Source organism: Streptomyces sp. NBC_00988 (assembly GCF_045162645.1).
In the GTDB taxonomy this organism is placed as follows: domain Bacteria; phylum Actinomycetota; class Actinomycetes; order Streptomycetales; family Streptomycetaceae; genus Streptomyces.
Genome location: NZ_CP108730.1, coordinates 10,728,329 through 10,748,872, shown reverse-complemented (window position 1 = coordinate 10,748,872; position 20,544 = coordinate 10,728,329). Strand labels below are relative to the sequence as shown.

22 protein-coding genes and 1 pseudogene are annotated in these 20,544 nt (G+C 71.4%); 11 read left to right on the top strand and 12 right to left on the bottom strand.

The features are described from left to right. Positions 1–10 precede the first annotated feature (10 nt). Complete coding sequence (locus tag OG496_RS48475; protein WP_405975444.1) at positions 11–712, bottom strand: SDR family oxidoreductase; 702 nt, start codon at positions 710–712, stop codon at positions 11–13. Positions 713–832: 120 nt separating this feature from the next. On the opposite strand from OG496_RS48475, the gene OG496_RS48470 reads away from it, so the two are divergent. Continuing rightward, positions 833–1,816: a D-cysteine desulfhydrase family protein gene (locus tag OG496_RS48470; protein ID WP_405975443.1), complete on the top strand. Its 984-nt coding sequence runs from the start codon at positions 833–835 to the stop codon at positions 1,814–1,816. A 46-nt stretch (positions 1,817–1,862) separates the two neighbouring features. Here OG496_RS48470 and OG496_RS48465 read toward each other — a convergent pair whose 3' ends face one another. The 3 genes from OG496_RS48465 to OG496_RS48455 form a co-directional block, all read right to left on the bottom strand. Next, positions 1,863–2,222, bottom strand: a complete 360-nt coding sequence (locus OG496_RS48465) for a cupin domain-containing protein (RefSeq protein ID WP_366491688.1) — start codon at positions 2,220–2,222, stop codon at positions 1,863–1,865. A gap of 227 nt (positions 2,223–2,449) precedes the next feature. Further along, positions 2,450–3,427, bottom strand: a complete 978-nt coding sequence (locus tag OG496_RS48460) for a pyridoxal-phosphate dependent enzyme (RefSeq protein WP_405975442.1) — start codon at positions 3,425–3,427, stop codon at positions 2,450–2,452. Continuing rightward, a complete protein-coding gene (locus OG496_RS48455; RefSeq protein ID WP_405976851.1) occupies positions 3,424–4,128 on the bottom strand; it encodes a transcriptional regulator in 705 nt (234 codons plus the stop codon). Before OG496_RS48455 ends, OG496_RS48460 begins: the two co-directional genes overlap by 4 nt. A 146-nt stretch (positions 4,129–4,274) precedes the next feature. Here OG496_RS48455 and OG496_RS48450 point away from each other — a divergent pair, with 146 nt between their 5' ends. Beyond that, the gene (locus OG496_RS48450; protein WP_405976898.1) at positions 4,275–4,538 is read left to right on the top strand and encodes a hypothetical protein; all 264 of its coding nucleotides are present in this window, start codon (positions 4,275–4,277) and stop codon (positions 4,536–4,538) included. Positions 4,539–4,543: 5 nt separating this feature from the next. Here the strand turns inward: OG496_RS48450 and OG496_RS48445 are convergent. The 3 genes and pseudogenes from OG496_RS48445 to OG496_RS48435 form a co-directional block, all read right to left on the bottom strand. Continuing rightward, positions 4,544–4,657 (bottom strand): annotated as a pseudogene (locus OG496_RS48445) (pirin family protein); the annotation flags it as partial. Positions 4,658–4,682: 25 nt separating this feature from the next. Further along, on the bottom strand, positions 4,683–5,021 hold the full coding sequence (locus OG496_RS48440; protein ID WP_405975441.1) for a thioredoxin family protein: 339 nt from the start codon (positions 5,019–5,021) through the stop codon (positions 4,683–4,685). A 411-nt stretch (positions 5,022–5,432) separates the two neighbouring features. Beyond that, positions 5,433–6,572, bottom strand: coding sequence for a PucR family transcriptional regulator (locus OG496_RS48435; RefSeq protein WP_405975440.1), 1,140 nt, complete (start codon positions 6,570–6,572; stop codon positions 5,433–5,435). Between the two features lie 86 nt (positions 6,573–6,658). On the opposite strand from OG496_RS48435, the gene OG496_RS48430 reads away from it, so the two are divergent. Both OG496_RS48430 and OG496_RS48425 read left to right on the top strand, forming a co-directional pair. Then, a complete protein-coding gene (locus OG496_RS48430; RefSeq protein ID WP_405975439.1) occupies positions 6,659–7,714 on the top strand; it encodes a ferredoxin reductase in 1,056 nt (351 codons plus the stop codon). 7 nt (positions 7,715–7,721) lie between these two features. Continuing rightward, positions 7,722–8,840 (top strand): fatty acid desaturase family protein, encoded by a 1,119-nt coding sequence (locus OG496_RS48425; protein ID WP_405975438.1) that lies wholly within the window; start codon positions 7,722–7,724, stop codon positions 8,838–8,840. A gap of 254 nt (positions 8,841–9,094) precedes the next feature. Here the strand turns inward: OG496_RS48425 and OG496_RS48420 are convergent, their stop codons facing one another. Further along, positions 9,095–10,060, bottom strand: a complete 966-nt coding sequence (locus OG496_RS48420; RefSeq protein WP_405975437.1) for a pirin family protein — start codon at positions 10,058–10,060, stop codon at positions 9,095–9,097. Between the two features lie 160 nt (positions 10,061–10,220). Here OG496_RS48420 and OG496_RS48415 point away from each other — a divergent pair, with 160 nt between their 5' ends. From OG496_RS48415 to OG496_RS48405, 3 genes are read left to right on the top strand one after another with little or no spacing between them, the layout of a single operon-like run. After that, a complete protein-coding gene (locus OG496_RS48415; protein WP_405975436.1) occupies positions 10,221–10,709 on the top strand; it encodes a MarR family winged helix-turn-helix transcriptional regulator in 489 nt (162 codons plus the stop codon). Next, the gene (locus OG496_RS48410; RefSeq protein WP_405975435.1) at positions 10,706–11,152 is read left to right on the top strand and encodes a MarR family transcriptional regulator; all 447 of its coding nucleotides are present in this window, start codon (positions 10,706–10,708) and stop codon (positions 11,150–11,152) included. Before OG496_RS48415 ends, OG496_RS48410 begins: the two co-directional genes overlap by 4 nt. A gap of 49 nt (positions 11,153–11,201) precedes the next feature. After that, positions 11,202–11,549, top strand: a complete 348-nt coding sequence (locus tag OG496_RS48405; RefSeq protein ID WP_033278983.1) for a tetratricopeptide repeat protein — start codon at positions 11,202–11,204, stop codon at positions 11,547–11,549. A 69-nt stretch (positions 11,550–11,618) separates the two neighbouring features. On the opposite strand, the gene OG496_RS48400 is transcribed toward OG496_RS48405, so the two are convergent. Further along, complete coding sequence (locus tag OG496_RS48400) at positions 11,619–13,010, bottom strand: PepSY-associated TM helix domain-containing protein (protein WP_405975434.1); 1,392 nt, start codon at positions 13,008–13,010, stop codon at positions 11,619–11,621. Between the two features lie 172 nt (positions 13,011–13,182). Here OG496_RS48400 and OG496_RS48395 point away from each other — a divergent pair, with 172 nt between their 5' ends. Beyond that, positions 13,183–13,827, top strand: a complete 645-nt coding sequence (locus OG496_RS48395) for a peptide deformylase (protein WP_405975433.1) — start codon at positions 13,183–13,185, stop codon at positions 13,825–13,827. 36 nt (positions 13,828–13,863) lie between these two features. Here the strand turns inward: OG496_RS48395 and OG496_RS48390 are convergent, their stop codons facing one another. Beyond that, positions 13,864–15,294, bottom strand: a complete 1,431-nt coding sequence (locus OG496_RS48390; RefSeq protein ID WP_405975432.1) for a dihydrolipoyl dehydrogenase family protein — start codon at positions 15,292–15,294, stop codon at positions 13,864–13,866. A 122-nt stretch (positions 15,295–15,416) separates the two neighbouring features. Between OG496_RS48390 and trxA the strand changes: the two genes are divergently transcribed. Continuing rightward, a complete protein-coding gene (gene trxA / locus OG496_RS48385; RefSeq protein WP_033278987.1) occupies positions 15,417–15,803 on the top strand; it encodes a thioredoxin in 387 nt (128 codons plus the stop codon). Between the two features lie 40 nt (positions 15,804–15,843). On the opposite strand, the gene OG496_RS48380 is transcribed toward trxA, so the two are convergent. Together OG496_RS48380 and OG496_RS48375 are read right to left on the bottom strand one after the other, a co-directional pair. Further along, positions 15,844–17,280: a benzaldehyde dehydrogenase gene (locus OG496_RS48380; protein WP_399390034.1), complete on the bottom strand. Its 1,437-nt coding sequence runs from the start codon at positions 17,278–17,280 to the stop codon at positions 15,844–15,846. Between the two features lie 242 nt (positions 17,281–17,522). Beyond that, positions 17,523–18,557 (bottom strand): LacI family DNA-binding transcriptional regulator, encoded by a 1,035-nt coding sequence (locus OG496_RS48375; protein WP_366492136.1) that lies wholly within the window; start codon positions 18,555–18,557, stop codon positions 17,523–17,525. Positions 18,558–18,697: 140 nt separating this feature from the next. Between OG496_RS48375 and OG496_RS48370 the strand changes: the two genes are divergently transcribed. Further along, positions 18,698–19,372, top strand: a complete 675-nt coding sequence (locus tag OG496_RS48370) for a TetR/AcrR family transcriptional regulator (protein WP_405975431.1) — start codon at positions 18,698–18,700, stop codon at positions 19,370–19,372. A gap of 32 nt (positions 19,373–19,404) precedes the next feature. After that, positions 19,405–20,541, top strand: coding sequence for an FAD-dependent oxidoreductase (locus OG496_RS48365; RefSeq protein WP_405975430.1), 1,137 nt, complete (start codon positions 19,405–19,407; stop codon positions 20,539–20,541). The last annotated feature ends 3 nt before the right edge of the window (positions 20,542–20,544 follow it).

Sequence of the window (20,544 nt, the reverse complement as noted above, 5' to 3'; positions counted from 1 at the left end):
GGCGGTCCGGTCAGGCGGCCAACTGCGGGTACAGGGCGCCGCCTTCGGCGGAGAGCCCGGCCTTGACCTGGCGGGTCAGGTCGTCGGCCAATACCTCGAAGGCGCCGGCCTCGATGCCGTCGAGGGCCTGCGCGGCCACGCTCTCGGGAGTGGACTTGGGCGCGTCGACGTGTGCGGCCATGTCGGTGTCGACGTAGCCGACGTGCAGTCCGGTGACCTCGATGCCGCGCGGCTTCAGGTCCAGGCGCAGGGAGTTGGTCTGCGACCAGAAGGCGGCCTTGGACGCGCTGTACGAGCCGGCGACACCGATCCAGGACAGCACGGAGTGGAAGTTGAGGATGTGGCCGCCGCCGTTGCGCTCGATGATCGGCACGAAGGCACGCGTAACGAGGAGCGGGCCGTAGAAGTTGGTCTCGAACTCGCGGCGGATGTCCTCGACGGGCGAGTCCAGGAAGTTCGCATTCACGGACGCGCCCGCGTTGTTGATCAGGATCGTGACGTCCTGCGCCTGTTCGGCCGCCGCCGCGACGGAGGCGGGGTCGCTGACCTCCAGTGCCAGCGGCACGGCGTCCGGGTGCGTGACGGTCTTCGGGTCGCGGGCGGTGGCGTAGACCTTCTTGGCGCCGCGCTCGTACAGCGCCTCGACCAGCGCCCGGCCGATGCCACGGCTGCCGCCGGTGACGAGGACGACGGAACCTTCGATGTTCGTCATGGGATCTCCTGAGCTGAGACGAAGAGAGCGGGAAACCGATCGATTTCCTCGCGCAGGCCACAGTAAACCGATCGGTTTCCAGGGGCAAGCCCACCAGCGGATCGACCACTGAAACGCGCGATGATGGACACCATGAGCGACCCGCACAGCGCCCCGCACGTGGAACTGGCCACCTTCCCCACCCCCGTCGAACCGGCCCCGAGACTCGCCACCGCGATCGGGCTCGGCCCGGACGACCTGTGGATCAAGCGCGACGACCTGACCGGCCTCGGAGGCGGCGGCAACAAGATCCGCAAGCTGGAGTGGACCGTGGGCGCCGCGCTCGCCGAGGGAGCGGACACCCTGGTCACGACCGGCGCCCCGCAGAGCAACCACGCCCGTCTGACCGCGGCCGCCGGAGCGCGGCTGGGCCTGGACGTGGTGCTGGCGCTGCGCGGATCGCCGGGTGTGTCGCGCTCGGGGAACCTCGCCCTCGACGGCCTCTTCGGTGCCCGGATCGCCTGGGCGGGCGACGTGGACCAGGCGGGACTTGACCAGGCTGCGGCCGAGGTCTGCGAGCAACTGCGCAAGTCGGGCGCCAGGCCGGCGCTGATCCCGTTCGGCGGGTCCAGCGCGCTCGGCGCGCGCGGCTACGTGCGCTGCGGCGAGGAGTTGCGCCGACAGCTCCCCGATCTCCGTACCGCCGTCGTCGCGCTCGGCTCGGGCGGCACGATGGCGGGGCTGGTGGTCTCGCTCGGGGCGGAGGCGGTCCTCGGGGTCGACGTGGGCGCACTGCCCGAACCGGCCCCCGCTGTAAGCGAGTTCGCGGGACTGCCCTCACCCGAGGGACTACGGGTACGACGGGACCAGATCGGCGGCGGCTACGCCACGCTGACCGCACCCACCGCCGAGGCCCTCACCCTCGCCGCCCGTACCGCCGGGCTCGTCCTCGACCCGACGTACACGGGACGCGCGATGGCCGGCCTGATCGCGGCCGTCCGGGACGGCGACATCAGGCCGGGCGAACGGACCGTGTTCGTGCACACGGGCGGGCTGCCCGGGCTGTTCGGGCACGCCGAGGCGGTCGCGTACGCCGAGGGGCGGGTCGTCCCGTACGGGGCATGACGTACGCGCCCGGCGGGTGCGGTGCCGCCGGGCGCGTACGGATCGGTCACTTGGCCTTCGCGTAGTCCGTGGCCATGCCACCGGCGAAGTCGTACACGATCACCTGTTCATCGCCGACGACCCATGCGTCGTGTCCGGGCGGGCAGACGAAGACGTCGCCGGGGCCGACTTCGCCCTCGCCTCCGTCGTCCATGCGGAGATGCATGCGCCCTTGGACCACGTAACCGTTGTGGTGGACCTGGCAACTCTCGGTTCCCGCGATCGGTGCCACGGACTCGGACCAGCGCCAGCCCGGTTCGAAGGTGCCCACGGCGAAGTCGAGTCCGCTCAGGTGGACGGCTTCGAGGTGGCCGCGGGGAAAGTCCCGTCGCTCGTCCGGCTTGTCGACCGTCTTCACTTCCAGCATGACGGCTGCCTCCGTTCCGGCCACGCACAGCGCGGCCGGGGCCGGTCTCCGTCTCCCGGCGGCCACGACGGCACCGATGCTCCGGCGGGGGCCGTGCCCCACCACCCCATCCTCTGCCTGTCCACCCGGGAGCGCCATTCGGGGGAACCGTCAGGTGCGGGCCGTCCCCTGCGTTCGCGCACCGGAAGCACGCCAACGCCGGGACGCACAGGCCGACTTGGGCACGTTCAGGACGGACCGCTCGCGCACAGCGCGGCGAACCGCTCGCTGTCGATGTTCCCGCCCGAGACGATCATCCCCACCCGGCTCGGGAGTTGGCCCGCGCGCCCGGCGAGGAGCGCGGCCAGCGGGGTGGCACCGCTGGGTTCGACGACGATCTTCAGCCGCTCGAAGGCGAAGCGCATCGCGTCCTTGATCTCCTCATCGCTGACCAACGCGATCCCGTCGACCAGCCGTTGGTTCACGGAGAACGTCAACTCGCCGGGCGTATCGGCCGCTTGCCCGTCGGCGATGGTGCGCGGCACCGGGATGGAGACGCGCCGGCCCGCCTCCAGGGACCGCTTGGTGTCGTCGCCGGCCTCCGGTTCGACGCCGATCACGCGGGTGCGCGGGTGCAGCCCCTTGACGGCGGTGGCCGTCCCGGCGATCAGCCCGCCGCCGCCCACGGGCACCAGCACGGCGTCCAACTCCCCCACCTCCTCGACGAGTTCGAGTGCCGCCGTGCCCTGTCCCGCCATGACGTGCGGATGCTCGTAGGGCGGGATGAGGGAGAGTCCACGCTCGGCGGCCAGGGCCTCGCCGATGGCGACCCGGTCGCCGCTGTAACGGTCGTACGTGACGACCTCGGCGCCGTATCCCTCGGTGGCGGCCCGCTTCGAGGCCGGGACGTCCTCGGGCATGAGGATCACCGCGGTGGTGCCGAGTTCGCGGGCTGCGAGGGCGACGGCCTGGGCGTGGTTGCCGGAGGAGTAGGCGGCGATGCCGCGCGCGAGTTGCTCGGGGGTCAGCCGGGAGGCCGCGTTGTAGGCGCCGCGGAACTTGAAGGCGCCGATCCGCTGGAAGTTCTCGCACTTCAAGTGCACCTCGGCGCCGACGAGTTGATCGAGGGTGCGCGAACGCAGCACCGGTGTGCGGTGCGCGACGCCCTTGATCTGGGCGGCGGCGCCGAGGACGTCGTCGAGGGTGATGGGCGGGGTGGTGGTCACGCGGCTCCTCCATCGGAAGCGGGATCGGAAGTGACGGGGGTGCCGGTCGCGGCACGCGCCTGGGCGAGGTAGCTGTAGGCGGAGGCCCGGGAAATGCCGAGCCGGGCGGCGACCTGCTCGATGGCCCGGCGCACGGCGAACACCCCGTGCTCGTCGAGACTGCCGAACAGCTCCAGCCGCTGCGCACGGTCGAGTTGGACCCAGGTCCGACCCCGCCGCAGCTGATGGGCGTCGACGATGGCCTCCACGACGGAGTCGATGTCGTTGCCGAAGGTGGTGGTGGCCGGCGCCTGGGCCGCAGCGCCCCCGCCGATCCCGGCGAGCAGCGCCTGCGCCTGCTGTACGGCGGTCACGTCGACGTTGACGCAGAGCGCGCCGAACACCGCGCCCGCGGAGTCCCGCAGCACCATCGTGGACGACTTCAGCTGTTGCCCGCCCCTGGTCCGGGTGAGGTAGTTCAGCTCGTCGACGGCCTCGTCCCCGCGCGCCAGCATCCGCAGCCCGATCTCACTCATCGCCCCGCCCACCGACCGCCCGGTCAGTGCTCCGGATACGGCGACCACCGACTTCTCCGGCTGCCGGTAGTCGTGCAACACCACCTCACACACCGGCCCGAACGTCACCGCGATCCCGTCGACCACGGGCACCAACGCCGCGATGATCGCGTCGCGTTCGGCGTCCGGGGCCGACTTGCCGTCCATCATTCCCGCCCCTCGCTTCAGACTGTCTGTCCAATCACTATACCTACAGTCCAAACCCTCGTCCGGCTCGGCTACCACCGTCACCCCCATGACTCGCCACCGGTCTCCAGGCCCAGAAGGGGAGTCCGCACTGGACGTTCAACTCGATGCACACCGAGATCGACGACCTGGACCACGTCCTCACCGAGATCGTCACCGTCGAGGGCGCGGAGCAGGGGGCGGACCTGTTCGGCTGGAGCTTCGGCGGGCTTGTCGCACTGGAGACGGCGGCGCGGCACACCGGCACCGTCCGCTCCCGCGTCGTCACCATGCCCGGCCAGGGCCATCTCGCACACGCGCAGGACCCTCGTGCCCTGGCCCACCACATCGGCCAGACACTCCGGCGGGACGGCTGTTCGCCCCGCCAGTAGGTCAGCGCGGGCAACGGATCGCCGTCGTACCCCTTCACCTCGCCGAAGCGGGTGCCGGTCATCCAGTCCATGCGGGCCTGCTGGATCTCCTCCTGCGTGCGGCCGATCCAGTTCCAGAACCATTGCATCTGCGTTGGCGGCCGCTCAGAGGTGGCCGTCCAGGAACTTCAGCATCTCGGCGGTGGTCATGGGCCCCGCGCCGTGCGCCACCGCCTCTCCCTCCTTCAGCAGGACGTAGGACGGGGCTCCGGTGATCCCGTATCGCTCGGTTGCGGCCGGACAACGCGTGATGTCGGCGCGGACGGCCGTCAGGCGGCCCGTGTAGTCGTCGGCGATGCCACCCACGACGAGGTCCATCACCCGGCAGGGCTCGATCGCCTTGGGCCATGTCCCGGTGAAGTATGCGAGGACCGGGACTCGGCTCATCCCGAGGATGAAATTGAACTCCGCGTCCTCACGGGGTCGGTGAACCCGCTGCGCCATGCAAGCTCCTGACCTCACGTTCCGTCATTTCATCCCCCATCATCCCTCGCGCGGTGTGCCGGGCCGGCCCGGTCGGTTGTCCCGTCGGCCTGGGGGAAGGGAGGCGCGGGGCCGTCGCAGAACCACGGTGGTCCCCGGCGCGAGCGGCCCGGCCCCCCGTTCCTGGTGACCTGGCCCGGCTGCCCCGCCGGTCACCCAGCTCCAGCCCGCCGCGCGCCCGTGGGTCAGCTCGTGTCAGGACAGCGCCCCCGGCGGGCTTCCCGAGGCCGTGTCCGGTCTTCACATCAACCCCCGGTCTCAGCCGGCTGACACCGCTCGTCCCCGGGCCGCGCGAGCCGGCTGACGGCACCGAGAACGAGGCACGATTCCTGGACCGCTCGCGGACGCGGTCGTGGACGGTCGACGTACGCGTCAGCCGACCCGAAGACCGACCGCCAGCGTCAGTTCAAGGACCCGGTGTGGCGATGCGAGATCCGGAAACAGCTCCCGCAGCTGCGACATCCGGTACCGGACCGTCTGGGGATGGACGAACAACGCCGCCGCCACCTCGTCCCGCCTGCCCTGGTGCAGCAGCCACTCCCGCAAGGTCTCCTCCAGCCGCCGTGCGGTCGCGACAGGCAAGGTCCGCAACGGTGCGAGGGCTCGGGCACGCAGGTCCGCGAACGCGTCCACGTCGGCGCTCAGCACCAGCTCGGGCAGGTGGTCCTCGGTGTCGCGGATATCGGAGGAGAGGGAGCGCGCGCGTACGGCTCGTGCGTACGAGGCGGACGCACGAATCCATGGCCGGGCCGGGCCGACCACGGCGGTGCGGTCGGTCAGCTGCCGCAAGAGATGTGACCGGTCGGCATCGGGGACGAGCAGCACACCGCTGGCGTCCGGCAGATCGTCGAGGACGAGGGTGCTCGGGTCGAGCGCGCGGTAGGCGGGCCGGGTCTGGGCGGCGGGCAGCAGGACCGCGGTCAGCGAAACCGGAGGCTGCCACCCGGCCCGTTGAGCAGAGGCCAGCAGCACGTCCGGGCTCGCGCCGGCGAGGAGGTCGCGGGCCAGGTGTTCCAGGTGGCGCTCGTGGTCCCTGCCCCGGGCGGTCAGTTCGTCGGCGTGGCCCGCGGCGCTCGCGGCGGAGAGCTCGTCGATGTAGGCGAAGGTCAGCTCGGCGAACTTGGCGACCTCGGCGGCGGGCAGACCCGCGGGTACGGCACCCGCTGCCAGGCATCGCCAGGCCACGCGGGCGCCGACGCGGTAGGCGCTGAGCAGGGCGTCCATCGAACGGCCGTCGCGCACCTCACCGCGACCCAGCTCGTAGGCCGCGTCACCGGCGTCGCCGCCTGTGGCGTTCCCGCTCGCGAGGTCCAGGTAGTGCCCCAGGGCGGTGCGGACAGCTCGGCGGATGGTGGCGCCCATGCGGCCCGAAAGGGCGTTGGCGTAGGGAGGGACCTCGTCGATGATCGCCTCGACGACCTCGTCCGCGGTTGTCTTCAGGGCGGCCCGAAGTGCGGTGACCGTCGTCTCATCCAGGGCCAGTTCGCTGGCCCTCCGAACTGCATGCCCCATGTTTTGTTCCCTGCGAACAATTCAGCCGACCAGATTTACGTCCTGCGGTCAGGACTTTACGCCTTGCGGCGCAGCAGGCTGGAGTCATGACGAGTACAGCCCTCCGCAGCAGAGCGTGGAAACTGCTGGAGATGGTCACGACGCCGCTGCTGCCGTCGGACTACCTCGACCTGGTCAGCCCGCTGCGTGCGGGCGCTGACCTGCGTGGGCGCATCGAGGCCGTGCACCCCGAGACGGGTGACGCCGCGACCATCGTGATCAGGCCGGGACGGGGCTGGCGCGGTCACACGGCCGGTCAGTACGTGCGGATCGGGGTCGACGTCGACGGAGTGCGCCTGTGGCGTGCCTACTCGGTCACCTCGCCGACAGACCGCCAGGACGGCCGCGTCACGATCACCGTGAAGGCGATCCCGGACGGCAAGGTCAGCAACCACCTGGTCCGCAGAACGAAACCGGGCACGCTGATCCAGCTCGACCAGGCGACCGGTGACTTCGTGCTGCCGCAGGCCAAGCCCGCCAAGGTGCTCTACCTGACGGCCGGCAGCGGCATCACGCCCGTGATGGGCATGCTGCGCGACACCGAGTTCGACGACGTCGTCATGGTCCACTGCGCGCCACAGCCGCAAGACGTGATCTTCCGCGACGAACTGCACGACCTGGTCGCGGACAAGAAGCTGCGGCTCACCGAGGTACACACCGACACGGGCGGCCAGCTCGACATCGCCCGTCTCGACGAACTCGTGCCCGACTGGGCCGAGCGCGAGACCTGGGCCTGCGGGCCCGCGGGCCTGCTCGACGCCGCCGAAGAGCACTGGACCGAGCACGGCGTGCAAGAGCGCCTGCACACCGAACGCTTCCGCCCCGGCATCGTCGTCACCGGCGACGGCGGCGAGGTCACGTTCAGCGCCACCGGCAAGACCGTCGACGCGGACGGCGCCACACCGTTGCTGGACATCGGCGAGGAGGCCGGCGTGCTCATGCCCTCCGGGTGCCGCATGGGCATCTGCTTCGGCTGTGTCACGCCGCTCAAGGCGGGCGCCGTCCGCGACCTGCGCACCGGCGAGATCACCGAGGCCGAACCGGGCGTCCTCATCCAGACCTGCGTGTCCGCCGCGGCGGGCCCCTGCGACATCGAACGGTAGGAGCACCTTGACCGCCACCGACCCCACCGCCCACCTGACCGCGGAGCAGATCGAGGAACTCGGCCGCGAGCTGGACGCGATCCGCGACGAGGTGATCGCCGGCCGCGGCGAGAAGGACGCCGCCTACATCCGTAAGGTCATCTCGGCGCAGCGCAAGCTCGAACTGGTCAGCAGGGGCGTGCTGCTGTTCTCGCTCTTCCCACCCGCGTGGCTGGTCGGCACCGCCGGTCTGTCCGTGGCGAAGATCATGGACAACATGGAGATCGGCCACAACATCCTGCACGGCCAGTGGGACTGGATGCGGGACCCGAAGATCCACTCCACCACCTGGGAGTGGGACCACGTCTCGCCGTCCGAGCAGTGGAAGCACTCGCACAACGAGCTGCACCACACCTACACGAACGTGATCGGCAAGGACAACGACCTCGGCTACGGCATCATGCGCGTCGACGAGGACCAGAGGTGGCACCCGTTCCACCTCGGCCAGCCGCTGTGGAACTTCATCAACGCCTGCTTCTTCGAGTACGGCATCGCGGCGTACGACCTGGAACTCGGCAAGAACCTCAACAAGCGCCGCCGCAAGAACCCGGAGTTCCGCGCACGGGCCAAGGCCGTGGGCCGCAAGATCCGCAAGCAGGTGCTCAAGGACTACGTGATCCACCCGCTGCTGTCGGGCCCGTCGTTCCTCCCCACGCTCGGCGCCACGTTCACCGCGAACCTGGTCCGCAACATCTGGACCCACTCGGTGATCATGTGCGGGCACTTCCCCGAGGGCGTGCAGGTCTTCGAGCGCCGGTCGATCAAGGGCGAGACCCGCGGCCAGTGGTACCTGCGCCAGATGATGGGCTCGGCGAACATCAGCGGCAGCAGGGCCATGCACTTCATGACCGGCAACCTCTCCCACCAGATCGAGCACCACCTCTTCCCGGACCTGCCGAGCAACCGTTACGCCGAGGTCGCGGTGAAGGTGCGCGCGCTGTTCGAGAAGTACGAGCTGGAGTACGTCACCGGACCGCTGCCCAAGCAGGTGTTCTCCGCGTGGCACAAGGTCTTCCGGCTCTCCCTGCCGAACAAGAAGCCCAAGGTCAAGACACCGGACCGCGAACAGGAGCTCGTCGCGGCCTGATTCCCGGTGGCGAAGTGTTGTAGCGCGCCGACCTGCCGTGGTCGGGCCGGTAGCCGGGTGCACACGCGCACTCGGTTTGCCGACGGGCGGGCTGGATGGAAGGCACTGGCTGTGCCGTGGACACTGCCGCAACCGATGCTCGCCGCCCCTGTGTCCGACTCACGGCACCTGGCACCACCGAAGCCCGCCCAGGTGCCGTGGACGGAAGTCCACGCACGCCCGCGCCAGGCAACCCTGTGGCACGTCCCAGCAGGTCAGCGCACCCTCCCCCGCGGCTTCAACGCCAGCGGAGGCAGTTCAGGGGCCGGCAGCGGCGCCCCGTCGTACCCCTTCACCTCGCCGAAGCGGGTGCCGGTCATCCAGTCCATGCGGGCCTGCTGGATCTCCTCCTGCGTGCGGCCGATCCAGTTCCAGAACATGATCAGCTCCTCGTCGAACGGCTCACCCCCCAGCAGCATCAGCCCCGCGTCCGACGCGGCGCGCAGCGGGAGTTCGGTGCGGCCGCAGCCGAGGTAGAGCATCGAGCCCGGGAGGACCGGGACGCCGTCCACGTGGGCCTCGCCGGACATGGCGAGGACGGCGTACTCGAAGTCCGGTTCCAGGGGCAGGCGTACGTCCGCGCCGGCGGCGAGGGCGAGGTCCGCGCCGACGATCGGGGTGTACGTCGTGCCGGGCGAGGCCGCGCCGTCGACGTCGCCGAGGACGATCGTGGCGCGCAGGCCCGGCGCCGTGACGACCGGTAGTTCGGCGTGGTGCTCGAAGTGCGGGTCGACGTGGCGGTCGCTGTCGGGGAGGGCGACCCAGAGCTGTGCGCCGTGCAGGAAGCGGGCGTGTGTCTTGGGGCTCTGCTCGGCGTGGCTGATCGCGCGGCCGGAGGTCATGAGGCCCAGTTCGCGCGGGCGGATCGTCGCGACGCTGCCGGTCGAGTCGCGGTGCAGCACCTCGCCCTCGTGCAGCCAGCTCACCGTCTGCAGGCCCATGTGGGGGTGCGGGGGCACCTGCATCCCGGGCTCGTCGGCGATGTCGTCGGGACCGTAGTGATCTACGAAGCACCACGCGCCGACCATACGGCGGCCCAGGTTGGGCAGCAGTCGGCGGACTTCGGTGGACTCGCCGAGCTGTACCCGGCGCGGGCTGAGGAGTTCACGGACGGGCTCCGCCACCACGAAACCGCGGCCGCCGCACAGGGCCGGAACCGCTTCGCGATCAAGATTGCTCATGGCGACAACCTAGTCCCGCCGAGGCCTTTCCGTCAGTCCGCGGACTCCTCACCGACCCAGCCCGTCAGCCCCTCACCGGCGGCCACCCCCGCCCCACCCAGTCGTCCTTCCGTCCGAAAAATAGTAGCCATGGACATAGTAGCCATGTACTGTATCGACCATGAGTACGGCATCCGAGGGCGCGACGCCCGGTTTCCTGGTCTGGCGACTGTCGATGAAGTGGCGCGTGGCGGTCGACCGCGCGGTGGCACCCCTGGGACTGACCCATGCGCAGTACTCCCTGGTGGCGTCGCTGTACGGCATGCAGCGTTCCGGGCTGCGCCCCAGTCAGCGTCACCTCGCCGACCACACCGGCCTGGAAGCCCTCTACGTCTCGAAGCTGGCCCGCGCCCTGGAGTCCGCCGGCCTCGTCGAGCGCACCCGGGACCCCCGGGACCCCCGAGCGGTCCAACTGGCCCTCACCGAACAGGGCCGCGAGGTGACCCGGCGGGCGATCAAGGTCGTCCACGGACTTCTGGAGCAGTTGCTGGAGCCGCTCGGCGGCCTCGACAGCGCACGGGCCCGGGAGCTCAGCCGGGACCTGACGATCCTGCTCGACACACCCCTTGCACCTGTCCCTGAGAGTGAGCACGAGAAGGAGCAGCCATGACCACCACCACATCCCCCGCGGACGCCCGCACGCTCGGCCTGGCCCACTACGCCGCCCGCGCCGTTCTGGAGAGCGTCCTCACCCGGCACGACCTCGACTTCCAGCAGCAGATCGTCCTGCGGCCGGTCGCGCTCGCCGCCGAACCCGTCGACCGCGCACGGCTCACCGCGGACACCGTCGCGGCCCTGAAGACCGGCGAGGACTCCATAACGCGCACCATCGACGAACTGATCACCGCCGGACTCGTCGCGACGGACGCGTCCGAGGTGCGGATCACGGACGCGGGCCGGGCCCTGTACGAACGGATCGTGCAGGAGACGAGCGCGGCGAGCGCCCGCATCTGGGGCGACATCCCCGAGGAGGACCTGCTGGCCACCGGCCGCGTGCTGACCCTGGTCACCGAGCGGGCGAACGCGGAGCTGGCCGCCACCTCCGGAAGGTAGTGGAATATTCAACCAACACCGGCCGTTGTGGCAGATCGAAGGAGGTCAAGTGGACATGACGTACTACGACCACGGGACACCGGCGGAGCGCTGGGAGCGCGCGCAGATGTTCTTCGACGCCAAGGACTACGCCGCGGCGGCGCGGGTGTTGGGCGGGCTGGTCGAGGAGGTGCCCGAGCAGACCGGGCCGCGCCTGCTGCTGGCGCGCTCCTACTACCACTCGGCCCAACTGCGGCGCGCCGAGGCCGAGTTGCGGGTCCTCGTGGAGCGTGACCCGGTGGAGCACTACGCGCGGCTGATGCTGGGCCGCACGCTGGAGCGCCAGGGGCGGCACGAGGAGGCCGGCTCGCACCTGCGGATCGCCTCGGCGCTCGCGGGTGACTTCGAGCAGGTCTGAGACGCGGCAGAGTTCAAGCAGAGAAGGGGCCCGGTTCCGACGCGGAACCGGGCCCCTTCGCGTGCGTCGCTACTTCGCGTACGTCCGCTGCCCGCGCCGGTGCGCGATCTCGCCCAGCACCACGTCCACCGCGATGAACGCGGCCAACGGAATCCCCAACAGCGGTACGAAATAGCCGAGTACGGCGATCACCGCCAGACACGGGACGAGAACCAGCGGGGACAGCTGGGCCCAGGCGCCGCGCGGGATCGGGCGGCCGAAGGACGAACCCCGGCCGCGCTGCCACCACATGCGGTAGCCCCACACGATCAGCAGGATCAGGGAGCCGGCGAGCAGCATCAGGGCTATCTGGTTGACGAGGCCGAAGAGGACGCCGGTGTGCAGGTCGATGCCCCAGCGGGTGAGTTTGGCGAGCAACGGGTAGTCGGCGAAGCGGAGTTCGTCGGTCACCTTGCCCGTGGCCGGGTCGACGGCGACCGCGTCCTGCTTCTCGGGCCAGCTGCGTTGGACCTGTCGGACGACGTACGCGGACTTGGCATCGGCGGGCGGGACGATCTCGACCGGGTTGCCGAGCCCTTCGGCGCGTGCGGCGGCGAGGATCTTGTCGAGTCCTACGCCGTGTTGGGCGTCGCCGGTCGCGGCGGAGCCGCCGTGGCCCGCGTGCTCACCGCTCGCCGCGGCCGACACCGAGGGAGTCGACTGGCCCAGGGAGGTGCGGAGTTGGTCGATGTTGGCGCCGGCGTAGGTCGACCAGGTCAGTCCGGTCGCCGACAGGAAGATGAAGCCCACGGCGGTCCAGACACCCACCGTGCCGTGCAGGCCGAGGGTGCGGCGCCGGCCGCTCGTGCCGCGCACCTTGCGCAGGGCGCGGCGCCGGGAGAACCACAGCACCAGACCGCCGCCCGCGATGACCCACAGCCAGCTCGCGGCGAACTCGCTGTACAGGCGGCCGGTTTCGCCCAGTTGGAGATCGCGGTGGAGTTCGTCGATCCAGGTGCGCAGCGGGAGCGCGCCGGTCGAGCCGTACTGTTCGAGCGCGCCGCGGACCTTTCCGGTGTACGGGTCGACGAACACCGCGAGGGTGTGGTCGGCGGCTATGCCCTTGACGCCGGAGAGCATGACGCGGGTGGTGACTCCGGCCTCCGGGGAGGGTCGGACCGCGGAGACCGTGCCCTCGGGGTGTGCCGTGCGGGCGGCGGTCACCTGCTGCGAGATCGGCAGTTCGCGGTCGCCGACGGGGACCGTCAACTCATGGGCGTACACGATCCGTTCGGCCTGGAAGGCACCGGCGTACAGGAAGCCGGTGGTGGCGGCGACGAGCAGGAACGGGGCGACGAGCACTCCGGCGTAGAAGTGCAGACGCAGGACCAGGGGGCGCAGCGGGGCCCAGCGGCTGGGGGACGGTGCCGGGGTCGGCTCTTGCGGGGCCTCGGCCGTGGTGGTCGAGGGAGCGGTGGACATGGGCAGGTTTCTCCGGGGGCGAGGAGGAGGGGGACGGGGGCGAGGAGTCGAGCGGGTGATGTGTCGTGGCCGTAGTGGTCCAGTAGTCGGGGCGTGAAGGCCGCGAGTTCCCGTGGATGTGTATGGCGTGGGTCACATCGGGTGGCGCCGGGAGCCGTGGCATCCTGGCGCGATGGCACTTCCCAGTGATCGCGTACCCCTGGCCGAGCAGGTCGAGGAACTCCTCGCCGCCGACGGCCCGTTGCCCATCGTCTCGGCCGGTGACCCGGTGCTCAGGCGCGGAATCGAGCCGTTCGAGGGGCAGTTGGAGCCCTCGTTGCTGGCCCGGTTCATCGAGGCGTTGCGTGTGACCATGCACGCGGCGCCGGGCGTGGGCGTCGCGGCCCCGCAGGTCGGGGTGGGGCTGCGGATCGCGGTGATCGAGGATCCGGCGCCGGTGCCGGACGAGGTGCGGGTGGCGCGCGGGCGGGTGCCGCAGCCGTTCCGGGTGCTGGTCAATCCGTCGTACGAGCCCGTCGGTGACGGCCGGGCCGCGTTCTTCGAGGGGTGTCTGAGCGTGCCGGGCTGGCAGGCCGTGGTCGCGCGGCACGCCTCGGTGCGGCTGACCGGGCAGGACGAGCACGGGCGGGCGGTGGACGAGGTGTTCACCGGGTGGCCCGCGCGGATCGTCCAGCACGAGACGGACCACCTCGACGGCCTGCTCTACCTGGACCGGGCCGAGCTGCGCTCGCTGTCCTCGAACGAGGCGATGGCGGAGCGCTGGGCGCAGCCGACACCGGATGCGGCGTCGGCTGCGCTCGGCTTCGAGCTGCCGTAGGGAATCGGCTCAACTACCCATAGGTATCGGGTGTGTTCAGCCTCGGTACGCCTCCAGCAGGCGTAGCCATACCTCGCTGATCGTCGGGTAGGACGGGACCGCGTGCCACAGGCGGTTGATCGGGACCTGGCCGGCGACGGCGATCGTGGCCGAGTGGATCAGTTCGCCCACGCCGGGGCCCACGAACGTCACGCCGCGCAGGATCTCCTCGTCCAGGTCGACGATCATGCGGGCGCGGCCCCGGTAGCCGTCGGCGTAGAGGCCGGCGCCGGCGACCGAGGAGAACTCGACGTCGACCGCGCGGACGCGGTGGCCGGCCTGTTCCGCCTCGGCGAGGGAGAGGCCGACGGACGCGGCCTCCGGGTCGGTGAAGACGACCTGGGGCACCGCGTCGTGGTCGGCGGTGGCCGCGTGGGCGCCCCACGGGTCGGTCTCCAGCAGCGGGACGCCCTCGGCGCGGGCGGCGATCGCGGCGCCCGCGATCCGGGCCTGGTACTTGCCCTGGTGGGTCAGGAGGGCGCGGTGGTTGACGTCGCCGACCGCGTACAGCCAGTCGCTGTCCTGGACGCGCAGGGTGTCGTCCACCGTCAGCCAGGAGCCCGGTGCCAGGCCGATCGTGTCGAGGCCGATGTCGTCGGTCTGCGGGGCGCGTCCGGTGGCGAAGAGGATCTCGTCGGCCTCGATGCGGTCGCCGCCTTCGACGGAGGCCATGACGGTGCCGTTCTCGCGGGTCACGAACGCGACGGACGTGCCCGTGCGCACGTCGACGCCGGCCTCGGTGAGCGCGTCGGCGACCAGTTCGCCGGCGAAGGGCTCCATGCGGGGCAGCAGGCCCTTGCCGCGGACGAGGAGGGTGACGCGGGAGCCGAGGGCCTGCCAGGCGGTGGCCATCTCGACGGCGACGACCCCGCCGCCGACCACGATGAGCCGGCCGGGCGCGGCCTTGGCGCTGGTGGCCTCGCGGCTGGTCCACGGCTTGATCTCGTCGAGTCCGGGCATGTCCGGCAGAAGGGCGCGGGTGCCGGTGCAGACCGCCACGGCATGCCGGGCCGTGAGGACGTGCCGGACGCCGTCGGGGCCCGTCACCGTCACCTTGCGGGGGCCGTCGAGGCGGCCGTGGCCCCGGTAGAGGTCGGCGGCGATGCCGTCGAGCCACTGGACCTGGCCGTCGTCCTTCCAACCCGAGGCCTCGTAGTCGCGGTGGGCGAGCACCGCGGCGGTGTCGAGGGGGCCTTGGACGAGGTGGCCGAGGCCGGGCACGCGGCGGGCGTCGGCGCGGGCGATGACCGGGCGCAGCAGGGCCTTGCTGGGCATGCACGCCCAGTACGAGCACTCGCCGCCGACCAGTTCGCTCTCCACGATCGCGGTGGAGAGACCGGCCGCACGGGTGCGGTCGGCGACGTTCTCCCCCACGGGCCCGGCCCCGAGCACCACGACGTCGTACGCGATGGATTCCGTTTCCGTCATGGGGTCAGTCTGCTGGGTGGTGTGCGCTGTGGCCACACGGGTAGGGGCGCGGAATACGGGACCGGACGACCGTGTTGTCCGGGACGGCTTCGCCCCCACATCGAGGAAGAGGGAATCACGTCATGAGCAGCACCGTGGAGCTCACCAAGGAGAACTTCGACCAGACGGTCACGGACAACGACTTCGTCCTGATCGACTTCTGGGCGTCCTGGTGCGGGCCGTGCCGTCAGTTCGCCCCGGTCTACGAGAAGGCGGCCGACGAGAACCCGGACCTCGTCTTCGGCAAGATCGACACCGAGGCCCAGCCCGAGCTGGCGCAGGCCTTCGGCATCCAGTCGATCCCCACGCTGATGATCGTCCGCGACCGCGTCGCCGTGTTCGCCCAGCCCGGCGCCCTGCCGGAGGCCGCCCTGACGGACGTCATCGGCCAGGCCCGCAAGCTCGACATGGACGAGGTCCGCAAGTCCGTCGCCGAGCAGCAGGAGCAGGCCGAGCAGAACGGCCAGTAAGCCTCTTCGTCAGTACTGGATCTAAGCCTCTTCGCCAGTACTAGAAGGGGTACGACGCCACGTCCCCGCGCACCGTCGTCCAGCGCACGTCGGTGAAGGCCTCCAGGTTGGCCTCGCCGCCGAAGCGGGCGCCGGTGCCGGACGCGGCGACCCCGCCGAAGGGGGCCACGGCCTCGTCGTTCACGGTCTGGTCGTTGATGTGGACGATCCCGGTGGGGATGCGTTCCGCCAGGTCCAGGCCGCGGGCGCTGTCGCGCGTGACGATGCCGAGCGACAGGCCGTACGGTCCCGTCGCGGCCAGCGCCGCCGCCTCGTCGGCGGTGGCGAAGGACCGTACCGGCGCGACCGGGCCGAAGACCTCCTCCGCGTAGGCGGGGGTGGCGTCGTCCACGTCGGCGAGGACGGTCGGCCGGTAGAAGAGGTCCTCGTGGGTCCCACCGGCCGCCAGCCTGGCGCCAGTTGCCGTGCTCGCCTCGACCAGGCCGTGGATCTTGGCCAGTTGGGTGCCGTCGATGATCGGGCCGAGGTGGACCTGCGCGCGGTGCGGGTCGCCCACGGCGAGCAAGTCGGCCTTGGCGGCGAGGCGTTCGACGTACTCCTCGTAGAGCGACTCGTGCACGAGATGCCTGCCGGTCGTCATGCAGATCTGGCCCTGGTGGAAGAACGAACCCCAGGCCGCCGTGGAGATCACCGCGTCCAGGTCGGCGTCCGCCAGCACGATCAGGGCAGAGTTCCCGCCCAACTCCAGGTGTGCGCGCTTGAGATGACGCCCCGCCGCCTCACCGACCGCGCGACCGGCGGCAGTTGAGCCGGTGAAGGAGATCACGGGCACCTGCGGGTCGGCGACCAGCGCGGCTCCCACGTCGGCGCCACCGGGCAGTACTTGCAACAGCTCCTCGGGCAGGCCCGCCTCCGCGAAGACCGCCGCGAGCGACAGCCCCCCGCAGACCGCCGTGCGCGGGTCCGGCTTGAGGACGACCGCGTTGCCGAGCGCGAGCGCCGGGGCGACCGAGCGGATGGAGAGGATCAGCGGGGCGTTGAAGGGCGCGATCACGCCGACGACCCCGACCGGGATGCGCCGGGTGTACGACAGCCGGGGCGCCTCCGTGGGCAGGACCTGCCCGGCGGGGCGGGAGGCGAGGGCCGCGGCCTCGTAGCACTCCTGGGCGGCGACGTGCAGTTCGAAGTCCGCCTTGCCGGGGATCGAGCCGGACTCCCGCACGATCCACTCGCGCAGCTCCTCGGCGTGCGCGGCGAACAGGTCACCGGCCTTGCGCAGCACACCGGCGCGGACGAAGTGCGGGACGCGCGCCCACTCGGCCTGCGCGGTCCGGGCCGCCTGGACGGCCGGCCGTATGTCCCCGGCGGCGGCGAGCGTGACGGTGCCGAGCGTGTCGCCGGTGGCGGGCTCGGTGACCGGGTACTCGGGGCCCGAGAGGGGGCGGGGCTGCCAGGTCTTGGGGTCGAGCAGAGTCATGGCGGTTCTCCGATCCGTCACCGGCGGGACCCACGCCGGCAGCGCAAGTCCCTTGTGCGCGCGGCCGGTTGGGCGGCCGCGCGGCGGGATGCGGTGACCCGGCACAGACGTGCGAGCCGCGTCCGGTGTCCGTACGCATCCCTGTCTGGTTGACCGTGCAACATCCTAGTCGCGTACGGCCGGATCGCCCGCGGTGCGGTCGCCGACTCCCCCGCCTCGCAGCCGCACGCACCGCACCCCGGTCAGCTGGAGTCGCGGTGTACCACCGACGCGCCGAGCAGTTCGTGTGTACCCGGTACCCCACCCGGTTCGCGGACCGCGCTGTCGACCAGTTCGGCCAGCTCGTGGCCGGACGGCAGCTGGATGTGGACGGTGCTCAGGCGCGGGCGCAACAGGCGGCCGATCATGAGGTCGTCGGCGCCGATCACGGCCGTGTCCTCGGGGATGCGGATGCCCTCGTCCTGGAGGGCGCGCATCAGCAGCATCGCGTACTCGTCGTTGTACGTGAACACCGCGTCGAGGCCGAGGGCGCGCCAGCGGGCGGCGGTCCGGGCGGCGCTCTCCTCGCTGTAGGCGAGCGGGAGTTCGGTCGCCGTGGCGTCCGTGCCGAGCAGGGCGCGGCGCACACCGTCGAGGCGGGGCCGGGAGAAGACCCCCATGCCGGGTTCCTCGGGCACGACCACGCCGATCCGGCGCCGGCCGCGGCCGTACAGATGCGCGCCGGCGCAGTGGCCGACACCTTCGTGGTCCAGCAGCAGGGCGTGAGCGCCCTCGACCTTCTCGGGGCCGAGCGTGAGGACGGCCCGCGCACCGGAGCGTTTGAGCACCTCGACACCCTGCGGGCCGAGCCCGGCGCCGGGCACCAGGACGGCGACCGGGCGCAGTTCGGCCCAGGCGCGGGCGGCCTCGTCGCCGCGCAGACCGACGGACCCGTGCTGCACGACCGTGTAGTCGAGGCGGCTGAGCGCCCACTGGAGTTCGTTGATGAACTGGCTGTAGAGGAGGCCCACCGGCATGGTCGGCGCCGGCATCAGCACCATGCGGCTGTGCCCGGCGCGCAGACTGCGGGCCGCCGCGTGCGGGACGTACCCGAGTTCCTTGGCGGCCTCGTGGACGCGACGGCGGGTGGGTTCGCTGATCCGTACGGCGCTGGTGTTGTTCAGGACGTAGGAGACGGTCGCGCGTGAGACGCCGGCCAGGCGGGCCACATCGGCGCTCGTGGGCACGGAGCGCGGTGCGGGCGACGGAGCTGCGGGCGTTTTCGGTATCTGCACCATGACGTACGGCATCTTGGCAGAAGCCGGGGCCGGAGAGTGCGGCGGGGGAACGGCCGTCACGAGGGCAGCATGGTCCGGTATTTTACGAACACGTTCGTCACGAACTTGTTCGGAGCGAACATGTTCGTTACCGTAGAGGCATGACAGCTCGCCCCGACACCCCGCGCAGCCGCCGTGACCGACCGGCGAAACCCGCCCTGAGCAGGGAGGGCATCGTCGCCGCCGCGGTGACGGTCCTCCGCGCGGAGGGTCTGAAGAAGGTCACCATGCGACGTCTGGCCGAGGAGCTCGACACCGGTCCGGCCTCGTTGTACGTGTACGTCCGCAACACCGCGGAGCTGCACGCGGCGGTGCTGGACGAGCTGCTCGGCACGATCGGGCCGGCACCCGCCGAGGGTTCCTGGCGGGAGCGGATCGAGCAGGTGCTCACCGCGTACACCGCGATGCTCTTCGAGCACCCGAGCCTCGCCCGTTCGGCGCTGACGGCCTGGCCCAGCGGCCCGCACTACCTGAACCTGATCGAGACTCTGCTGACCCTGCTCGACGAGGGCGGTGTTCCACCGGCGCAGGCCGCGTGGGGCGTGGACCTGCTGCTCCAGCAGGCCACCGCGACGGCGGCCGAGCACTCGGGCGACGACACCGGCCGCGATGACTGGGACGCCCTGACCGACGCCGTGCGCACGGTGTCCGACCGGACCCACCCGCACATCGCGGCACGCTCCGGCGACCTGCTCGCCGGGGCGCCTTCGGCCCGCTTGTCCTGGCGGTTCCAGGCACTGATCAACGGGATCGAGCGGACCGCCGTTCCCAACTGACGCTGTTTCCCGCCCACTTCAAGGAGGCCACCATGACCACCCCCCATCACCCCATCGCGATCGTCGGCGGCGGACTCGGCGGGCTCACGCTCGCCCGGGTCCTGCACGTCAACGGCGTCGAGGCCGCCGTCTTCGACCTGGACGCCTCCCCCGCCGCGCGCACCCAGGGCGGCATGCTCGACATCCACGACGACTCGGGTCAGCCGGCGCTGCGCGCGGCGGGCCTGTACGAGGAGTTCCGCGCGCTGGTCCACCCGGGCGGCGAGAGCACCCGCGTCCTCGACAAGTCCGGCGCGGTCCTCGTGGACGACCCCGACGACGGCACCGGAGGGCGCCCCGAGGTCGACCGCGGCCAGCTGCGCGACCTGCTGCTCGGCTCGCTGCCCGAGGGCACCGTCCGCTGGGGCGCGAAGGTCATCGGCGCCCGCCCGCTCGACGGCGGCCGGCACGAGGTGACCCTCGCGGACGGCACCTCCTTCACCACCGACCTCCTGATCGGCGCGGACGGCGCCTGGTCCAGGTTGCGGCCCCTGCTCTCGGACGCGAAGCCCGCGTACGTCGGCATCTCGTTCGTCGAGGTGGACCTGCCGGACGCCGACGTACGGCATCCCGTGAGCGCCGAGGTCGTCGGCGGCGGCATGATGATGGCGCTCGGCGCGGGCAAGGGCTTCCTGGCCCACCGCGAGACCGACGGCAGCCTGCACATCTACGTGGCGCTGGCCGTCCCCGAGGACGCGTTCGACGGCGTCGACTTCACGGACACCGAGGCGGGGAAGGCGTACACCCTGGAGCACTTCGCGGACTGGGACAAGAGCCTGCGGGCGCTGCTCGCCGACGCGGACGGGCCGCTGACCCCGCGCCACATCCACGCCCTGCCGATCGGGCACCGCTGGGAGCGGGTGCCCGGGGTCACGCTGCTGGGCGACGCGGCCCATGTGATGTCGCCGTTCGCGGGCGTGGGCGCCAACCTGGCCATGCTCGACGGGGCCGAGCTGGGCGAGGCGCTGGCCGCGCACCCCGGCGACACCGAGGCCGCGCTGGCCGCCTACGAGGCGAAGTTGTTCCCGCGCAGTGAGGAGTCGGCGGCGGAGTCCGCGGCGAACGGGGTCCTGATGTTCGGCGAGGACGCACCGCAGGGCATGCTCGACTTCTTCGCGAGCATGGGCTGAGCC